The sequence below is a fragment of the Acidovorax sp. DMC1 genome (assembly GCF_056314325.1).
Window position 1 is genome coordinate 250,897 of sequence record NZ_JBQUYO010000006.1, and the last position, 18,587, is coordinate 269,483.

Here is an 18,587-nt window from a genome sequence, read left to right on the forward strand (position 1 = left end):
CCTGAAATGCCCAGGTGGCGGAATTGGTAGACGCACTAGTTTCAGGTACTAGCGAGTAACATCGTGGAGGTTCGAGTCCTCTCCTGGGCACCAAGTTTAACGAGAACCAGCCAAGGTTTTCAAAATATCGAAGCCGCTGCACATACAGCGGCTTTTTTATTTTCCGGCGCGTCATGCACACGCAAAAACACCCAGCCCTGCCGGGCCAGACCCGGCGCGGCGGTCGGGCCATGCGGGAGGTTGTGGTGACCGCGACAAGCCAGCCACCGCGCCTGGACCTTCGCACAAAATTTTCAAAAAAATGAGCAAGTTCTCCGGATGCCCCAAAAAACATCCTATAATTCGAAGCTGATCTGAAAGCCCAGGTGGCGGAATTGGTAGACGCACTAGTTTCAGGTACTAGCGAGTAACATCGTGGAGGTTCGAGTCCTCTCCTGGGCACCAAACACATAAAAAGCCGTTGCATTCGCAACGGCTTTTTTGTTTTCCAGGCCCACGCACACCAAAAGAAAAAACGAGACCGCGCGCGATCTCGTTTTTCTGTCGGATGCCGTGGCGGCATGCGCACCGCAGTGCGCACACTCCCTGCGTTTCGTTTATTTGCGCAACAGCGTCTTGAGGACGTTCTGCAAACGGCGTGCGCTGGCCGCATCGCTGGGGCCTGCCAACACGCGCGCCACATCCTGCCCCCAGGTCTGGGCTGGTGCGGGATCATTACGGCGTGTCAGCAGTTGCAGCTGCAGCATGCGCCGTGCAGCAATGTGCTCCGCCGGCGTTGGCGCCTCTGCCGCCATCTCCAACCGCAACATGGCTTCCGCGGCATCGCCCTTGGACGCCGCAGACAACGCCTGGGTCCAGGCGCTGCGCACCGATGCCGTCACACCCGAGCCCAGTTCTTGCGCACCGGGCACCAGCGCTGCATCGCGCTTTTCCCAGGCGGTCAGCAACTGGGTCAGCGCTTCGCCGTGGGCCTGGGCCGCCAGTTTCTTCAGCGCCAGCTGCGCATGCTCCATCGCCTCGCGCTGGGCACGGAATGCCGTGTCACCCAGGCGCGGGCCACGGTCCTCAAACGCAGGGCGATCACCAAAGCGGCCTCCCCGGTCACCGCGATCCCCCATACGGCCATCCGTACGCGGGCCGCGGGCACCGTCACGGTCGCCCGGACGGCCATCGCGACGATCACCGGGTCGAGCACCTCGGCCAGGAGCCGCCGGAGCATCCTTCTTCATGCCGGGGCGGTCATCCCCGCGCACCGCCACCACGGGCCGCGCGGCAGGCTTGGGAGCAGCAGGTGTTGCGGGGGCCGCAGCCGCTGCATCGCCACCCTCCACCGCCTCCACCCCCCCTTCAGCCGCGGCTGGCGCCGCAACCGACTGCGCTTCAGCCTGCGACTGAGCGTCTTTGTTGGCCGTGGCAACCGCTTCCGCCGCCTGGGCCTGGCCGCGCAACGCGGCTTCCAGTGCCTGCATGGCAGCGCGAATCTGCTGCGCATCACCGGTGGCGTTGGCAGCCTCCAGGGCCTTGGACGCGTCCAGCACCACGCGGTCCCGCGCACTCAGTTCAGTGACAGCGCGCTCGCGGTCCGCAGACTTGCGGTTGAACGCCTCATCAATGGGCTTGCGGAAGGCATCCCACAACTTCTGTTCGTGCTTGCGATCCAGAGGCACCGTCTGAGCTTCTGCCTGCCAGCGCTGCTGCAGCGCCTTGACGGCATCGATGCGCAGCGAAGGCGCAGCGCCCAGTGCCGTGGCTTCTTCGATCATTGCGTGGCGACGTGCCAGGCTTTCTTTCTGCGCTGCCTCCAGCGGCGCTGCGGCCAGAGCGATTGCCTGCTTCCACAGGGGCTGAAGTTCGGCAAAGATTTTTTCACCCACATGGCCGCCTTCGCGCCAGCGGTCGCCGAACTGGTACAGCGCGCGGTTGATGGCCTTCCAGTCGCCCGACGCAGCATGCTCCTGCGCCCAGGCCTTGACCTCTTCGATCAGCGCGAGGCGCTGGGCCTTGTGCTCAGCCGCTTCAGCGCGGATCTTGTCCAGCCAGGCCTCGACCACCTTGTGCGCTGCGTTGCAGGCCTCGTCAAATTTCTTCCACAGCGCGTGGTTGGGCGCACCGCCCTGATCCGCTTGCTTCCACTGCTCACGCAGGCTGCGCAGAGTCTCTTGCATCTTGCGACCACCCAAGGCCTGACCTTCAGGGCGGTTGAGCAGCGCTTCGGCCTTGGCCACCAGCTCTTCACGCACCTGGTCGGCACTCCAGCGTTGCCAGCCTTCCAGCTCACCGGCAGCCACCAGCGCCGTGTGCACCTGTTGCTCCAGCGCGTTGTCAATGTGCTTGCCATGCACCTTGAGCACGGCGCGCAGCGCAGCGGCAGCGCCGGCACTGGCCTTGCCGTGGCCTTCGGCCGTTTCTTTCTCCAGCGTTGCCAAGGCATCGCGCACCAGTTGGTGGGCTTTTTCAATCACCTCCGGCGCCACCTTGGGCTTGGCAGCACGCGCGGGCTTGCCGGCAGCGGCAGAAGCGGCAGCCGCCTCCGAGGCAGCAGTGGGCAAGCCACGTGCAGCGCGCAGTTCGTCCGCCCACACCGGCACAGGTGGCAGGGGTGCAGCAGCATCTTCTGCGGCTGCAGCAGCTTGCGCTACGGCAGGCTGGAAAGCCTCCCACACCACCAGCAGCTGGGTGCGCGAGGCATCGAGCAACGGCGGGAACCTGGCTTCCACACTCGCCCAGCTGGCATCACCCGTCAGCTCCTGGGCCTGTTCCTGCCAGCGCGCCACATCGGCGCGCAGCAGTTCGAGCGCAGCCTGCGCATCGCGCCAGGGCTTGGTCGAGAGCACTTCGATGCGCTGTGCCAGCAACACAGCGGCCTCGCGCTGCACCTGAACCCGGTGCTGCAGGTCTTCGATGACCTTCACGCGGTCGGCCAGCTGTACCTTGAGCAGGGACAACGGCTCGCGCGACAACGGGGCACCAGCCTTGGCGGCATCCCGCTGCCAGGCCAGGGCATCTGCAATATTGAGCTTGGGGGCCGCCAAGAGGGCCTGGGCTTTTTCAGCCCATTCGGCCGCAATGGCTTCCTGCCCCTTGGCGCGACGGATTTCGTCCAGGCGTTCGCGCACTGCACGGGCCGCGCCCTTGTCGCGCCCGCTCAGCTCCTTGAACACCTCTTGCAGTTGTTCAGGTGATGGCTGCGTGGCCAGCCAGTCGCGGATGCGGGAGGCACGCTCGCCCGAGGTGGCGGCAGAGAAAGCGCCACCAGTCAGCGCATCGAGCGGATGCGGCTCATGGGTTTTGGCCGGGGCCGGATTCACTTCAGGTGCGTCGGACATTTTGCTGCGGGAAAAAAATGGAAACATGGATCCAATGGATTACGAAGGCATCCCAGGCGCAGAGCCCGGGGCCGTGCCCGAACGACCGCGCCAATCGCGCGCCAGGGCAACAAAAGGGCTATTTTCACCGGATTGGGCCCGAGGCCGTAGCGGCTTGCCTCCTCAACACCTGCAGGGTGATCTGGAGCAAGGCATCCGGCGAGGATGTCGCCCGGCAATCCGGGCGAAGGGTCGCCGCTCTAGGGAACAGCCCCCATTATCTATATATAAGACTGTGCCGCCCACCCACAAGGCGACACACCAATAAGAAAGCCCGACGAGCAGTGCCTGAAGGGCCTGCCCGCCGGGCTTGACGGCTGACACAACGGTCTTTGCCATCGGTCGCGATGCGGAGAGAAAGGTCCGCATGGCGCGGAGGCAAGGTATTGCCTCCAGGGGTTGCCATGGAAGCGGCATCTGCTGCACCTTGGCACTGAATGCCCTCGGAGGGAGACTTCGCTTCGTCTGGCGATGCCTGAAATCTACAGGCGCCCCCACCTTATCAAACTCGCTTCGCCAACTCAAATCGGATTCTCAATGGCGGCGAAAAGCCCGATTGAATTTGATATGCGGATGTCAGCCGCTGCACGGCCGCTCCCAACGAAAAACAGCGCTTGGCTCAGAAAAACTGTGATTTTTTACAGATTTTTCATAATTTATATGTCTTAAATATTGAATTGTTAGTATTGACTATGCATTTAGTGAGCTTCTAGAATCCGCCAGCCCCAAAAACGGGGCTAGTACAAACCCCAATCGCTGCCGAACCCGGCTAAGTCAATCCAGGGCGCCAAGCACTCCACAGACGTGCAGCCCGGATTTGATGGCGTACCAATCCAGGCGATCTGCCAGCAAAGCACCGTCCACCGCGACGGCTCCACTCCGCTGGCCCGCCTCAGAAAGGAAGAGCTATGACAGCGTCAGGAAAAATACTCTCCGGCGTGCGAACTTTCGCGGCCGATGTGACCGAAGGTTTTCTTGAAATCACCCACAACAGCTTTGCCCTCATAGGCCTGGCCGTTGCCTTTGTCGTCATTGCACTCACAGCACGGCCCGATCTGCGCCAGGCAGGTGAAGAGCAACTGATGAACTGGCTGCAAGCCCGCCAGGTAGAAATGTTGGGCATGCCCATCGAACCCGAAGCCAGCGAGCGCGCTACGGCAGTGAACCCCAAAGACCTGCCCAAAGAGCAGGCTGCCGTGGCCTTCTGGCTCAGCAAGAAGTACCGTGTGGCGCCAGAGCCCCTCAGCGCCCTGGTGGCCGAGGCCTACGAGATTGGCACCCGCGCCAAGATCGACCCCACGCTGATCCTGGCCATCATGGCCATCGAGTCCAGCTTCAACCCGTTTGCCGAAAGCGCTGTGGGCGCCCAAGGGCTGATGCAGGTGATGACCCGCGTGCACACCGACAAGTACCAGAACTTTGGCGGCCACTTTGCCGCCTTTGACCCGGTGAGCAACCTGCGGGTTGGCGTGAAGGTGCTGCAAGAGTGCATCGCCCGCGCAGGATCGCTGGAAGGTGGCCTGCGCTTTTATGTGGGCGCGGGCAACATGGCCGACGATGGTGGCTACGCCGCCAAGGTGATGGCGGAACATTTCCGCCTGCGCCAGGTGGCCGGTGGTCGCGCAGTGCCCTTCAATCCCCCTCCCTCCCTGTCTACCCAGGCTCCTGTGCAGAGCATCCCTGCAGCGGCACCTCGCACCCCAGCACCGGCTGCGGTCAGCGACAAGGTGGCTTTGCTGACACCGGGCCTGTAACAGGCAGGCTCCCGGCGCCCGGGTAACAACCTTGGCCCCCGGCGGTTTCGGCGGTGTAGCAGTGCCGTGTCGGCTACACTAATGAGGTACGCGACTGGCGATAGGCGCTGCATTCAGTCACTGGATGTAGCCGCTGACGTGGAAACCAGCAAGAACCTACTTCTTGTGAACCACTGGGAAGCGTGCCGCAGGGGCCCTGCCCCGTGCGTTCAGCCGTTCGCCTGGGCAGCCCTTGTTTCAAGGGACACAAGTTCATAGGACTGCCAATCATGTACGACCGCAAAATTCTTGTCGAACAAACCGACCCCGAGCTGTTTGCCGCCATCCAGGCCGAAAACGCCCGCCAAGAACACCACATCGAGCTGATCGCCAGCGAGAACTACGCCTCCCCCGCCGTGATGTGGGCGCAAGGCACCCAGCTCACCAACAAATACGCCGAAGGCTACCCCGGCAAGCGCTACTACGGTGGCTGCGAGCATGTGGACGTGGCCGAGCAGCTGGCCATCGACCGCGTGAAGAAGATCTTCGGCGCCGACGCCGCCAACGTGCAGCCCCACTGCGGCGCATCTGCCAATGAGGCCGTGTTCCTGGCCTTCCTCAAGCCCGGCGACACCATTATGGGCATGAGCCTGGCCGAAGGCGGTCACCTGACCCACGGCATGCCGCTGAACATGTCGGGCAAGTGGTTCAACGTGGTCAGCTACGGCCTGGACAAGAACGAAGCCATCGACTACGACGCGATGGAAGCCAAGGCCCGCGAACACAAGCCAAAGCTGATCGTGGCCGGTGCCTCTGCCTACAGCCTGCACATCGATTTCGCCCGCTTTGCCAAGGTCGCCAAGGAAATTGGCGCGATCTTCATGGTGGACATGGCCCACTACGCCGGCCTGATCGCTGCGGGCGTGTACCCCAACCCCGTGCCCCACGCTGACGTGGTGACATCGACCACCCACAAGAGCCTGCGCGGCCCCCGTGGCGGCATCATCCTGATGAAGGCCGAACACGAGAAAGCCATCAACAGCGCCATCTTCCCCGGCCTGCAAGGCGGCCCGCTGATGCACGTGATCGCAGCCAAGGCCGTGGCCTTCAAGGAAGCGATGCAGCCCGAGTTCAAGGCCTACCAGGAACAAGTGGCCAAGAACGCCAAGGTCGTGGCCGAGACGCTGACCGCACGCGGCCTGCGCATCGTGTCCGGCGGCACCCAAAGCCACGTGATGCTGGTGGACCTGCGCGCCAAGGGCATCACCGGCAAGGAAGCCGAGGCCGTGCTGGGCGCCGCCCACATGACCATCAACAAGAACGCCATCCCCAACGACCCTGAAAAGCCGATGGTGACCAGCGGCGTGCGCATTGGCACCCCCGCCATGACCACGCGCGGCTTCAAGGAAGAAGAAGCCCGCATCACGGCCAACCTGATCGCCGATGTGCTGGACAACCCTCGCGACGAAGCCAACATCGCCGCCGTGCGCGCCAAGGTCAACGCCCTGACCGCACGTTTCCCGGTCTACCGCTAAGCAAGCCGGTTCTCTGCGCCCATGAAGTGCCCCTTCTGCAGCCACCTCGAAACGCAAGTCGTTGAAACGCGGGTGTCTGAGGATGGGGTCTTCATCCGCCGCCGCCGCCAGTGCGGCGCGTGCGACAAGCGCTTCACCACCTACGAGCGGCCGGAAGTGAACTTCCCGGCCATCGTCAAGAAGGACGGCCGGCGCATTGAATACGACCGCAGCAAGCTGCTGGGCTCGTTTAACCTGGCATTGCGCAAGCGGCCCGTGAGCACCGACCAGATCGACAGCGCCATCGAGCGCATCGAAGAGAAACTGCTCAACCTGGGGCAGCGTGAAGTGATCTCCAGCCGCATTGGCGAGCTGGTGATGCGCGAGCTCAAGAAGCTCGACAAGGTGGCCTACATCCGCTTTGCCAGCGTGTACCGCAGCTTTGAAGACATCGACGACTTCCGTGCCATGGTCGATGAAGTGCGCAAGTAGCGCGCGCACGTTGGGCCAGCCCTCGCGGTAACGCCTGCCCTTTCCCGTCATGAGCCCCACGCGGCTATTTGGTCTGTGCGATGCGGTTATGCAGCCACCGGTCCGCTGTGTATCCTCACCGCTTCGGCCGTAGCCTCTGCACATGTCGCGCAAGCTACTTTGCAGCAGCTATTAATTTCATAGCTATCACGGCATGATGCACTTGCGCTTCAGGCGTTTTTTGTATCAAAACGGCTCTACCACACGCCGGCAAGCACCACGAAGGTGCCTGACAATGCGCGCGGTGAAAACCCGTCATTTCCTGCAGCTGGTGCTGCTGTCTGCCCTGTGGGGCGCTTCCTTTCTTTTCATTCACGTTGCCAGTCCGGTGCTGGGCCCCAATGTGATGGCCGCGCTGCGCATTGGCCTGGCCACCCTCACGCTGATGGGCATCATGCGCTGGGCAGGTGAGCCCTGGCCCTGGCGCCACTGGCGAGAGCTGCTGGGGCTGGGCACGCTGACGGTGGCAGCACCTTTTCTGCTGTACGCCTGGGCGGCGCTGCACCTGCCAGCGGGCTACAGCTCGCTGCTTAACACCATGGCCGTGCCGTTTGGCGTGATCGCTGCCGCGTGGATGAAGGAAGACACGCTGAGCGCACGCAAATGGGCCGGCTGCCTCTGCGGCTTTGCCGGGGTGGCGCTTATCGTGCAGCTAGGGCCCGTGGAGCCCACGCCCGCGCTGCTGACTGCTGCTGCAGCCTGCGTGACGGCTTCGGCTTGCTACGGCATCTCCACCACCTGGATGAAGCGTGCAACACAGCGCATGTCACCGCTGTCGATCGCAGCAGGCATCCACGCCGCAGCGCTGGTGCTGTTGCTGCCGGGCGCCGCATGGACCATGCCCGCCGCACACTTCACCCCAGGGGCACTGGCCGCTGTGGCCGTGATGGGCGTGGTGACCTCGGGGCTGGCCTATTGGCTCAACCTGCGGGTGTTGACACAGGTGTCCCCGGTCGCCGCCATGAGCTCTGCCTTCATGATCCCGCTGTTTGGTGTGGCCTGGGGGCATATCTTTCTGGGCGAGGCCCTGGGGCCGGGCATGCTCTGGGGCGGCGCGCTGGTGCTGGTGGCGACCGGGCTGGTCACCAGCTTCAACCCGCTGCATTGGCTGGGTGCGCTGCGCCGCACAGCCGACTAGTGTGGTGTTGCGCGCTGGATGGCACATTGAAAACCGATGGATTTTTGGTCAGGGCAAGGCGCAAACCGCAGCGATACCCGGAGGTATCGCGAGGATTTGCAACGCAGCCCTGGCCGAAAAGACGCGGTTTTTAAGTGCCAGATAGCGTGCAACACCACACTAGGCCCCTCCGAGCAAGGGTGCCCGGTGGACACGGCTCAGCGCGCAGCGGGCGCAACACGGGTGATGCGGTTGGTAGCAGGCGGTGCCACCGGACTCTGCAGCCGGAAGTACGCCTCCAGCGCATCCAGGTCCAGTTCGCCCACGCGCCGGTCCTGGCCCTGCGTCAGCACCGTGAAGTTGTCACCACCGCTGTCCAGAAAACTGCTCATCACCACGCGCACTGACTGCGTATCGGTCACCGGCGCACCATTCAGCACCATGTGGCTGATACGCGCCCCGGCGGGCTGGCTCAGGTCGTAGCGGTAGCTGAAGCCGCTGGACACCGACAGCACCCGGGGCCGCTGCACTGTGTTGCCGCCGCTGGCAAACTGCTGCTCCAGCACGGCGCGGATCTGCGCACCCGTGAAGGTCTTGATCACCAGCTGGTTGCCAAAAGGTTGTACGGCATACAGCTGGCCGTAACGCACCAGCCCTTGTTCATCCGGCACCAGGTCCGCACGCAGGCCGCCCGGGTTCATGAACGACAACTGAGCGCCACCGTCTTCGGGCGCCCGCGTGGCCAGCAACTGGGCGTCTGCCACCAGATTGCCCAATCCGCTTTCCAGCGCCGCGTTGGGCTGGCGGCGCATGGCCCCCTGGGCCTGGCCCACCGGGCGCTGGGCCAGCGGGATGGCGGCGGCGCGGTAGGTGTCGATGATCTTCTGCACGCCAGGGTCCGCAGGAAACGTCGGCACGGCAGTGGTCAGCGGCACAGGCCGCTGGGCGCCCGTGAAGGCCTCGCCCTGCACCACTACATTGCGCGCCGTCTTGCGGATCACGCGGCGGGTCTGCGTGTCCACGCGCAGCTGAATGTCGGTGAGTAGCGTGCCGTACTGGCCCGCGCTGGTCAGCAAGAAGGGCTTCGCGGGGTTCACACGGCTGTAATCGCACACATAGGCTTGGTGCGTGTGGCCCGAAACCACCACATCCACGGCCGGGTCCAGCCGCTCCAGGATGGGCACGATGTCTCCAGACAGGCCCGCGCAGCTGGTCTCCTGCAAGCCCGCCGTGGTGCCACCACCTTCATGGATGGCCACCACGATCACATCGGCGCCCTGGGCCTTGAGCTGGGGAATCAGCGCATTGGCCGTGGCCGCTTCATCCTCAAAACGCAGCCCGGCCACGCCCGATGGGCTGACCATGGTAGGTGTGGCCTGCAGCGTGAGACCGATGAACCCCATGGTGACGGTGACACCGCCTTCGGTGAACCGCTTGAGCCCCGTGGCGGGCAGCAGAGTGCGCCCGTCCTCGCGCACCGTGTTGGCGGCCAGCAGGCCGAACTTTGCACCCTCGAACGGTTTGCTGATGCGGCAGGGCTCGCGCGAGGTGAATTTTTCGCAGCCGCCGTTCTGCAGCCGCAGCAGCTCGCGCCAGCCCCGGTCAAACTCGTGGTTGCCGACCGCATTGAAGTCGATCTGCATGCGGTTGACCGCTTCGATGGTGGGCTCGTCCAGGAACAGCGACGACACCAGCGGTGATGCGCCCACCATGTCACCCGCAGACACGACGGCATGGTGCGGCGACTGGGCCTTGAGGGCGGCCATGGCGCTGGCGAAGTAGGCCATGCCCCCGGCAGGCGCCAGCACCGGGCCTGTGGGCCCTTGCACCCGGTGCGCCATGTGGGGCGGCTCCAGGTTGCCGTGGAGGTCGTTGAAGCCGATGAGGGTGATGTCGATGTGGGCCGGCGCGTTGCCCGCCGCAGGAGCGGTGGGCGAGATGGGTGCCATGCCGCCACAGCCAGCCAGCCACAGCGGCACGGTCAGGGCGGCCAACGCCCGGCGACGGAAGGCCCGGAACAAGCGGTTGCTCATACGGAGGGACCGCCCCTGGGACGGTGGGAGTTGGTGTTACAGAAACGAGGCCTGGATCGGTGGCACAGGGGGCACCACGTCGCCACACTGGGCACGGTGGCGCAGTGCGTGCTCCATCACCACCAGCGCCAGCAGCGCTTCGGCGATCGGCGCGGCGCGGATGCCCACGCAGGGGTCGTGGCGGCCCTTGGTGATCACTTCGGTGCTCTTGCCGTGGATGTCGATGGACTCGCGCGGGCTGATGATGGAACTGGTGGGCTTGATGGCGATGCTCACCTCCAGATCCTGCCCGGTGCTGATACCGCCCAGCACACCCCCGGCGTTGTTGGTGCGAAAGCCCTGCGGCGTCATCGAGTCGCCGTGCATGGTGCCCCGGTGGGCCACGCTGGCAAAGCCTGCACCAATCTCCACGCCCTTCACGGCATTCAAACCCATCATGGCGTGGGCAATGTCGGCGTCGAGCTTGTCGTACAGCGGCTCGCCCAGGCCCACCGGCACGCCCGTGGCCTGCACCCGGATGCGCGCGCCGCAAGAGTCACCGGCCTTGCGCAGGGCGTCCATGTAATCCTCGTACTGCTGCACGTCGGCCACGGGGGCGAAGAAGGGGTTGCTGCGCACATGGTCCCAGCTCTCGAACGGGATGGGCAGTTCGCCCAGCTGGGTCATGCAGGCGCGGAAATCGGCGCCATATTGCTGCGCCAGCCACTTCTTGGCCACGGCACCTGCGGCCACCGTGGGCGCCGTCAGGCGGGCGGAAGACCGGCCGCCGCCGCGCGGGTCGCGGATGCCGTACTTGTGCCAGTAGGTGTAATCAGCATGGCCCGGGCGGAAGCTCTCGGCAATATTGCTGTAGTCCTTGCTGCGCTGATCGGTGTTGCGGATCAGCAGGGCAATGGGGGTGCCGGTGGTCTTGCCCTCGTACACGCCCGACAGGATCTCCACCGCGTCCGGCTCGTTGCGCTGCGTGACGTGGCGGCTGGTGCCAGGGCGGCGCCGGTCCAGGTCGGTCTGGATGTCAGCCTCGGTGAGGGGCATGCCGGGCGGGCAGCCGTCAATCACGCAGCCAATGGCCGGGCCGTGGGATTCACCAAAGTTGGTGACTGCGAATAGGGTACCGATGGTGTTGCCGCTCATGGGGCCGGATTATCCCAGAGCTCCCGGGGAGCCCCGAGCAGCAACACCGGTTTGCTGCGGCGCACCACCACGCACCACAGGCATATTCCGCTGCGCCAAGGTACGCAGGGGCCGAATATCGGGGGCGTGGCGCCGAGGCACGGGCAGGACATATCTCGCTTGGCAGGCCCCTGAGCGCTTGTTAGCATGTAACCATCGATTTCTGGGATCTACATGCCCGCCCTCGCGCCCCCCTCTCCGGGTCCAACATCTCCGTCCCGCACCCTTTTGACTGCCACCCTGGCAGACGCGCCTCTTCGCCGGGCGCTGGATGCCAGCGACAACGCCGTGGTGATGACCAACAGTTCCAAGCGCGTGGTGTATGTCAACGAAGGGTTTACACGCCTGTTTGGCTACCAGCCCGCTGAGGTGCTGGGCAAGCTGTTGAGCGAGGTCTTGCTGGGCCCCCACTCTGACCCGGACCTGCTCGAAAGCATCCGGGGCAATGTGCTGGCGCAAGGCAGCTTTCATGGAGACACCCTGCTGTACAGCAAGGCGGGGCAACCCCGCTGGGTGTCGCTGGTCATCAATGCGTCCGACGAAAGCTCGGGCGGACCGGGGGGCAGCATCTCGATCCTGACCGACATCACGCTCACCAAAATGCACGAGGTGCTGCAGACGCATGTGCTGGAGGGCATGGTCAACGAGTTGCCCCTGCACGAGCTGATGGCCCTGGTCTGCCGCGAGGTGGAACGTATCGCGCCCGAGGTCACCGCCACCATCCTGGCGGTGGATGCCCAGGGCCGACTGCACCCACTGGCAGCCCCCAGCCTGCCCGCCAGCATCAGCCGTGCACTGGACGGGCTGGCCATTGGCCCTACCGCAGGGTCATGTGGCACCGCAGCGTTCCGCAACGAGCCCGTAGTGGTCACCGACATGGCCACGGACCCACTCTGGGACGACTACCGGGAACTGTTTGCCCGGAGCGGAATGCGCGCCTGCTGGTCCAGCCCGATCCGGGACCACCGGGGCCAGCCGATTGGCACCTTTGCGTTCTACTTCCGCGAGCCACGCGCGCCCGACGCGTTGCACCAGCGCCTGGTCGATGTGTGCCTGCACCTGTGCGCATTGGCCATTGAGCGCGACAGCACGCACCAGCGCATCCACCAGCTGGCGTTTTTTGATGTACTCACGGGCTTGCCCAACCGCGCCCTGTTTCGCACCAGCGCAGAGCGCGCGTTGGGTGACCTGCGCCGGGGCAACCACACAGGCGCCCTGCTGTTCCTGGACCTCGACCGGTTCAAACAGGTCAACGACACCCAGGGGCATGCCGCCGGCGATGCGCTGCTGAGCGAGGTGGCCCAGCGCCTCACGCAAGGCCTGCGCGCCCGTGACCTGATCGCGCGCCTGTCGGGCGACGAATTTGTGCTGCTGCTCTCCGAATGCACCACCGAACAGGCCGTGCAAAGTGCCCACCGCGTGCTGCACGACATTGCCCAGCCGCTGGACATTTTTGGGCAGACCCATGTGCCGCACGCGAGCCTCGGCATTGCGATGTTTCCGAACGATGGGGACACCATCGACACCCTGCTGCGCCATGCCGACCAGGCCATGCACCAGGCCAAGAGCGACCATCGCCACAGCCTGCAGCTGTTCAGCGCCGAGATGAACCGCCGTGCCCAGGAGCGCGCCTCGCTGGAGCGCGCGCTGCAGCAGGCGCTGTCCGACCGCAGCCTCATGCTGCACTACCAGCCGCAGGTGCTCAGCAGTTCTCCCGGCACGTTGCACGGGGTGGAGGCGTTGGCGCGCTGGAACCACCCGCAGTGGGGCATGGTGCCGCCGTCGCAGTTCATCCCTGTGGCCGAGGACGCCGGGCTGATCCATGAGCTGACCCTGTGGCTGCTGGACGAAGCCTGCCGCCAGCTGGCGGCCTGGCGCGCTGCAGGCCACGATGTGCCTTGCGTCGCCGTCAACCTCTCGGGCCGCAGCTTTCACCGGCCGGAGTTTGCGCAGGAGATCAGCGACGCACTGCAGCGCCACGGCCTGCGCGCCAGCGATGTGCTGCTGGAGATCACGGAGAGCGTGATGATGGATGCGCGGCCCGTCACGCTGCAGAACATCGAGGCCCTGCACCACCAGGGCTTCAAGCTGTCGCTCGATGACTTTGGCACCGGCTACTCCAGCCTGAGCTACCTGCACCGCCTGCCCATCAGCGAGCTCAAGCTCGACATGGCTTTTGTACAGGACCTCACCACCAGCGCCACGGCGCGCGCCCTCACAGTGTCGGTGCTGAGCATTGCCCACAGCCTGGGCATGGTGGTGGTGGCCGAGGGGGTGGAGACCATCGGCCAGCAGCAGTGGCTGCAAACGCACGGCTGCCCGGTGATGCAGGGTTATCTGTTCGGCAAGCCATTACCACCCGACGAGATCGAAGCCTGGCTCTGCGCCCAGGCGCCGCGCCCCTATCGCTGAAGTGGCTCGGGGCACATCGGCGTTGCCCCGCCAGGGCCTGGACCTGGGCCTTGAGCATCAGGCCCTGGCCATGACCTCAGAAACTCAGGTGCGGGGTTCTTCTTCCGGCCAGTCGCGGATGTAGGCCTTGAGCATCTTGTTCTCGAAGTTCTGGCTGTCCACCACGGCCTTGGCCACGTCATAGAAGCTGATCACGCCCATCAGCATGCGGCGGTCCATCACGGGCATGTAGCGGGCGTGGCGGTCCAGCATCATGCGGCGCACTTCGTCCATGTCGGTTTCGAGTGTGCAGGTCAGGGGCGCATCGTCCATGGCCGTGCGCACCAGCATCGTGCCCACGCTGCCGCCGTTCTTGACCAGCGCCTGGATCACTTCGCGGAAGGTGAGCATGCCCACCAGATCACCATGCTCCATCACCACCAGCGAGCCGATGTCGCGCTCGGCCATCAAGCTCACGGCACCCGCCAGCGGCTCGTCCGGCGATGCGGTGTACAGGGTGTTGCCTTTGACGCGAAGGATGTCGCTGACTTTCATGGTGCGGAGTCTCCGGGGGATCGGGAAGAATCGGAAAGAGTAGGTGTGGGCCCGCAGCGACCAGCACACCGACTGGGGCTGCCCAGGTGCTGCAGGCTGTTTGTCAGCAAATATAGCCCACAATGCCCGCCTGCATTGACAACATGGGAGACACACAGATGCCCGGTTACTCCGACCCCGGCTTTGACACGCTGGCACTGCACGCAGGCGCCAGCCCCGACCCCGCCACCGGCGCGCGCGCCGTGCCGATCCACCTGACCACCTCGTTCGTCTTCGAGTCGAGCGACCACGCAGCGTCCCTCTTCAACCTGGAGCGCGGCGGCCATGTGTACAGCCGCATCAGCAACCCGACCAACGCGGTGCTGGAGCAGCGCGTGGCTGCCCTGGAAGGTGGCGTGGGCGCCATTGCCACCGCCAGCGGCCAGGCCGCACTGCACCTGGCGATTGCCACGCTGATGGGCGCGGGCAGCCACATCGTGGCCAGCACGGCGCTGTATGGCGGATCGCAGAATCTGCTGCACTACACGCTGTCGCGCTTCGGCATTGAGACCACCTTCGTCAAGCCCGGCGACATCGACGGCTGGCGCGCTGCGGTGCGCCCCAACACCAAGCTGTGCTTTGGCGAGACCGTGGGCAACCCCGGCCTGGATGTGCTGGACATCCCCACCGTCTCCGCCATCGCGCACGAGGCGGGCGTACCGCTGCTAGTGGACTCCACCCTCACCTCGCCCTGGCTCATCAAGCCGTTTGAACACGGCGCCGATCTGGTCTACCACTCGGCCACCAAGTTCCTCTCGGGCCACGGCACCGTCGTGGGCGGCATCGTGGTGGATGGCGGCAGCTTTGACTGGGACGGCCCCAAATCCGCCGGCAAGTTTGCCGAGCTGACCCAGCCCTACGATGGCTTTCACAACATGGTGTTCACTGAAGAGAGCACCGTGGGCGCCTTTCTGCTGCGCGCGCGGCGCGAGGGCCTGCGCGACTTTGGCGCCTGCATGAGCCCGCACACCGCCTGGCTCATTCTGCAAGGCATCGAGACCCTGCCGCTGCGCATGGCGCAGCACATGCGCAACACCGAGAAGGTGGTGGATTTTCTGGCCGCGCAGCCCTTTGTATCGCGCGTAGGCCACCCCTTGCTCGACTCGCACCCCAGCCATGCACTAGCGCAAAAGCTGCTGCCACGCGGCGCGGGCTCGGTGTTCAGCTTTGACCTCAAGGGCAACCGCGAGCAGGGCAAGAAGTTCATCGAAACCCTCAAAGTCTTCAGCCACTTGGCCAATGTGGGCGACTGCCGCAGCCTGGTGATCCACCCCGCCAGCACCACACACTTCCGCATGAGCGACGATGCGCTGGCGGGCGCTGGCATCAGCCAGGGCACGATCCGCCTGTCCATCGGTCTGGAAGATGCCGACGACCTCATCGACGACCTCAAGCGCGCGCTGAAAGCGGCCGAGAAAGCGGGGGCCTGACCATGCATATCAACGTCAACGGTGCCGCCATCTACGCCTACACCGGCGGCAAGGCCTTCGATGCCGCCAAGCCTACCGTGGTGTTCATCCACGGCGTGCTCAACGACCACAGCGTGTGGGCCCTGCAAAGCCGCTACATGGCCAACCACGGCTGGAACGTGCTGGCCATCGACCTCCCCGGCCACTGCCGCAGTGGCGGCGATGCCCCTGCTACGGTGGAGCAAGGCGCGGACTTCATCGGCGCGCTGCTCGATGCAGCAGGCGTGCAGCGCGCGGCACTGGTGGGCCACAGCTGGGGTTCGCTCATTGCCATGGAAGCCGCCGCGCGGCTGAAGGACCGCATCAGCCATCTGGTGCTGGTGGGCACGGCGTTCCCCATGAAAGTGTCGCCCGCACTCATCGAGGCCTCGCAGACCGACCCGGAGAAGGCGATGCGCATGGTCAATGTGTTCTCGCGCAGCACGCTGTCTGCCCCCCCGTCGGCCCTGGGGCCTGGCACCTGGGTGTTTGGCGCGGGCATGGCGCTGGGGCGCAAGGTGCTGCGCAGCAATCCGGCGGTCAACGTGTTCCACCGAGGGTTTGTGGCCTGCGACAGCTACGCGGGCGGCGAAGCGGCAATGGCAGCCCTCACCTGCCCCGTGCTGTTTGCGCTGGGCAGCCAGGACCAGATGACGGCGCCCAAGGCGGCACAAGGTCTCGTCAAGGCCGCCCAGGCGGCGGGCAAGCAGGTGCAGATCGCCCACCTGCCCGTGGGCCACAACCAGATGACCGAGGCGCCGGAAGAAACACTGGCCGCCATCCGCGACTTCCTGGCCAGTTGAGACCCCACACCCCGGCGCGCTGGCAGCCTGCCGGGGTTTCAATCGCCGGTCCAGGGTGGCAGACCCGTTGGCGACAGCACACCCGCACTGCCCCGCTGGTGCGCGCTGGCGCTGCGGCGTATAACGCAGGCAGAGCCCCAACGCCGCCCGGAGACAACGCCATGACCACCCAGACTGCCGCCTCGCAACCCGCGCCCGCCACCGACCCTCGGGCCTTCAAAAGCTTTGCGGACTTCTACCCGTTCTACCTGAGCGAGCACAGCAACCGCACGTGCCGCCGCCTGCACTTTGTGGGCTCCACGCTCACCCTGGTCTGCCTGGCCATGCTGGTAGCCACAGGCAAGCCCCAGTATCTGCTGTACGGCCTGCTCTGCGGTTACGGCTTTGCCTGGGTGGGGCACTTCGGCTTTGAGAAGAACAAGCCCGCCAGCTTCAAGCGCCCGCTCTACAGCTTCATGGGCGACTGGGTGATGTACAAGGACATCTGGACGGGCAAAGTGCCCCTGTGAGCTGATTTGAAGCCCCAGAGGCCGGAAGCGTTAGTGCAGCATGCCTAACTAGCTATTACTTATATAGCAAACGACTGCTGTTTGAAGGCGCCCACCCGCTCCGCTCAACGCGCCTGCAGCACATCCGCCATGCGTAAGGTTTCCAGCTTCGCGTTGGCCCACAGCGGGCCCAGGCTGTCCACCCGCTGCAGCAGCAAGCGCTGCACCAGGGGTGCCAGCAAGGTGCTTTCAGGGTCTGCCAGCAACACGTAGCGGGACTCGGGCACGTCGGCCGCACTCACGGCGGCATCGCTCACCTGCCCCACCCAGTCCAGCGCGGTCAGGGCTTCCAGCACCGGCTGCAGTTGCAATCCATCCACCCGCAACAGCTGGGCCAGCTGACTGGGGCGCAGTCCTTTGGCAGGCTGCTGGCGCGCGCGGTGCAGCACCTGCAGCACCTCCACCGCCAACTGGAACGTCCAGCCCGCCACAGTGCCACGCCGCGCCACGCCCGCCAGCAGGCTGGGCAGGTAGGCAGTGACCACGGCCCCCAGCAGCACGATGACCCAGGCCACATAGATCCACACCAGCAAGATGGGCAGCGTGGCAAACGCGCCGTACACCACCGAATAGGTGGGCACCTTGCCCAGATACACCGCCAGCACCTTTTTGGCCAGCTCAATGCACACCGCCACAAAAAAGCCGCCCGTCCAGGCGTGCCGCCATTTCACCGGCGTGTTGGGCACATAGTGGTACAGCGACGCCATGCCGCCCGCCAGCACCACAAACTGGATCGAGTCGAACAACAGCTGCACGCCATCCGGCAGGCGCTTGACCAGCCCTCCCGACGCCGACATCACATACGAAGTGAGCGCCAGGCTCGCCCCCATCAGCAGCGGGCCCAGCGTGATGGCGGCCCAGTAGATCAGCACCCGCTGGCCCAGCGGCCGCAGGCGCTGCACGCGCCAGATGTCGTTGAGGGTGCGGTCGATGGTCAGGATCAGCGCCAGCGCCGTGGCCAGCAGGATGCTGAACCCCGCCACCCCCAGGCTGCTGGCCTTGGCCGCAAACTGCGTGAGGTAGCCCAGCACCTGCCGCGAGATGCTGTCGGGCACCAGGCTACTGACCAGCCAGCCCTGCAGCGCATCCTGCAGCTTGCCGAAGATGGGAAATGCGGTGAACACCGCCAGCGCCACGGTAAAAAACGGCACCAGCGCCAGGATGGTGGTGAAGGTCAGGCTGCTGGCCGTAAGGCCCAGGTGGTCCTCGCGGAAGCGCTCACGCAGCGTCTGGGCCGTGGTCTTCCAGGGGAAGTGGGACAGCTCGGTCATCAGCGCCTCCACGCGCAGTGCGGCTGTCTGTAAGGTCAAGGGCATGGCCGATATGATGCCACTCCA

13 protein-coding genes, 2 tRNA genes and 1 riboswitch are annotated in these 18,587 nt (G+C 65.1%); of the genes, 10 read left to right on the top strand and 5 right to left on the bottom strand.

From position 1 onward, the window contains the following. Nucleotides 1-8 precede the first annotated feature (8 nt). Both ACT531_RS14645 and ACT531_RS14650 read left to right on the top strand, forming a co-directional pair. Nucleotides 9-93, top strand: a tRNA-Leu gene (locus tag ACT531_RS14645). A 266-nt stretch (nucleotides 94-359) separates the two neighbouring features. Next, nucleotides 360-444 (top strand) — tRNA-Leu (locus ACT531_RS14650). Nucleotides 445-596: 152 nt separating this feature from the next. Here the strand turns inward: ACT531_RS14650 and ACT531_RS14655 are convergent. Beyond that, entirely contained in the window at nucleotides 597-3,353 is a 2,757-nt protein-coding gene (locus ACT531_RS14655; protein ID WP_476017873.1) for a DUF349 domain-containing protein, read from the bottom strand. 920 nt (nucleotides 3,354-4,273) lie between these two features. Here ACT531_RS14655 and ACT531_RS14660 point away from each other — a divergent pair. The 4 genes from ACT531_RS14660 to ACT531_RS14675 all read left to right on the top strand — a co-directional run bounded on the left by ACT531_RS14660 (nucleotide 4,274) and on the right by ACT531_RS14675 (nucleotide 8,281). Beyond that, nucleotides 4,274-5,119, top strand: a complete 846-nt coding sequence (locus ACT531_RS14660) for a lytic transglycosylase domain-containing protein (protein WP_422849245.1) — start codon at nucleotides 4,274-4,276, stop codon at nucleotides 5,117-5,119. Nucleotides 5,120-5,199: 80 nt separating this feature from the next. Beyond that, nucleotides 5,200-5,353: riboswitch (ZMP/ZTP riboswitch) on the top strand. 35 nt (nucleotides 5,354-5,388) lie between these two features. Then, nucleotides 5,389-6,633 carry a serine hydroxymethyltransferase gene (gene glyA, locus ACT531_RS14665; RefSeq protein ID WP_110959082.1) on the top strand — a complete coding sequence of 415 codons (1,245 nt, stop codon included), beginning with the start codon at nucleotides 5,389-5,391 and terminating at the stop codon, nucleotides 6,631-6,633. Nucleotides 6,634-6,654: 21 nt separating this feature from the next. Further along, nucleotides 6,655-7,104: a transcriptional regulator NrdR gene (nrdR, locus tag ACT531_RS14670; protein ID WP_015013541.1), complete on the top strand. Its 450-nt coding sequence runs from the start codon at nucleotides 6,655-6,657 to the stop codon at nucleotides 7,102-7,104. 274 nt (nucleotides 7,105-7,378) lie between these two features. Next, nucleotides 7,379-8,281, top strand: a complete 903-nt coding sequence (locus tag ACT531_RS14675) for a DMT family transporter (RefSeq protein ID WP_476017874.1) — start codon at nucleotides 7,379-7,381, stop codon at nucleotides 8,279-8,281. Between the two features lie 197 nt (nucleotides 8,282-8,478). On the opposite strand, the gene ACT531_RS14680 is transcribed toward ACT531_RS14675, so the two are convergent. Beyond that, nucleotides 8,479-10,293 (bottom strand): bifunctional metallophosphatase/5'-nucleotidase, encoded by a 1,815-nt coding sequence (locus tag ACT531_RS14680; RefSeq protein WP_476017875.1) that lies wholly within the window; start codon nucleotides 10,291-10,293, stop codon nucleotides 8,479-8,481. A 36-nt stretch (nucleotides 10,294-10,329) separates the two neighbouring features. Beyond that, nucleotides 10,330-11,427, bottom strand: coding sequence for a chorismate synthase (gene aroC / locus ACT531_RS14685; protein WP_309823344.1), 1,098 nt, complete (start codon nucleotides 11,425-11,427; stop codon nucleotides 10,330-10,332). A 267-nt stretch (nucleotides 11,428-11,694) separates the two neighbouring features. Here aroC and ACT531_RS14690 point away from each other — a divergent pair, with 267 nt between their 5' ends. After that, the gene (locus ACT531_RS14690) at nucleotides 11,695-13,878 is read left to right on the top strand and encodes a sensor domain-containing protein (protein ID WP_476017876.1); all 2,184 of its coding nucleotides are present in this window, start codon (nucleotides 11,695-11,697) and stop codon (nucleotides 13,876-13,878) included. A gap of 84 nt (nucleotides 13,879-13,962) precedes the next feature. Here ACT531_RS14690 and ACT531_RS14695 read toward each other — a convergent pair whose 3' ends face one another. Beyond that, nucleotides 13,963-14,412, bottom strand: a complete 450-nt coding sequence (locus ACT531_RS14695) for a CBS domain-containing protein (protein WP_015013536.1) — start codon at nucleotides 14,410-14,412, stop codon at nucleotides 13,963-13,965. A 158-nt stretch (nucleotides 14,413-14,570) separates the two neighbouring features. Here ACT531_RS14695 and ACT531_RS14700 point away from each other — a divergent pair, with 158 nt between their 5' ends. The 3 genes from ACT531_RS14700 (at nucleotide 14,571) to ACT531_RS14710 (ending at nucleotide 17,211) form a co-directional block, all read left to right on the top strand. Then, nucleotides 14,571-15,881 (top strand): O-acetylhomoserine aminocarboxypropyltransferase, encoded by a 1,311-nt coding sequence (locus ACT531_RS14700; protein ID WP_476017877.1) that lies wholly within the window; start codon nucleotides 14,571-14,573, stop codon nucleotides 15,879-15,881. A gap of 2 nt (nucleotides 15,882-15,883) precedes the next feature. Then, on the top strand, nucleotides 15,884-16,702 hold the full coding sequence (locus ACT531_RS14705) for an alpha/beta fold hydrolase (RefSeq protein ID WP_476017878.1): 819 nt from the start codon (nucleotides 15,884-15,886) through the stop codon (nucleotides 16,700-16,702). Between the two features lie 161 nt (nucleotides 16,703-16,863). Further along, complete coding sequence (locus ACT531_RS14710) at nucleotides 16,864-17,211, top strand: Mpo1-like protein (protein WP_060987349.1); 348 nt, start codon at nucleotides 16,864-16,866, stop codon at nucleotides 17,209-17,211. A gap of 104 nt (nucleotides 17,212-17,315) precedes the next feature. On the opposite strand, the gene ACT531_RS14715 is transcribed toward ACT531_RS14710, so the two are convergent. Next, complete coding sequence (locus tag ACT531_RS14715; protein ID WP_476017879.1) at nucleotides 17,316-18,566, bottom strand: YihY family inner membrane protein; 1,251 nt, start codon at nucleotides 18,564-18,566, stop codon at nucleotides 17,316-17,318. Between the last annotated feature and the right edge of the window lie 21 nt (nucleotides 18,567-18,587).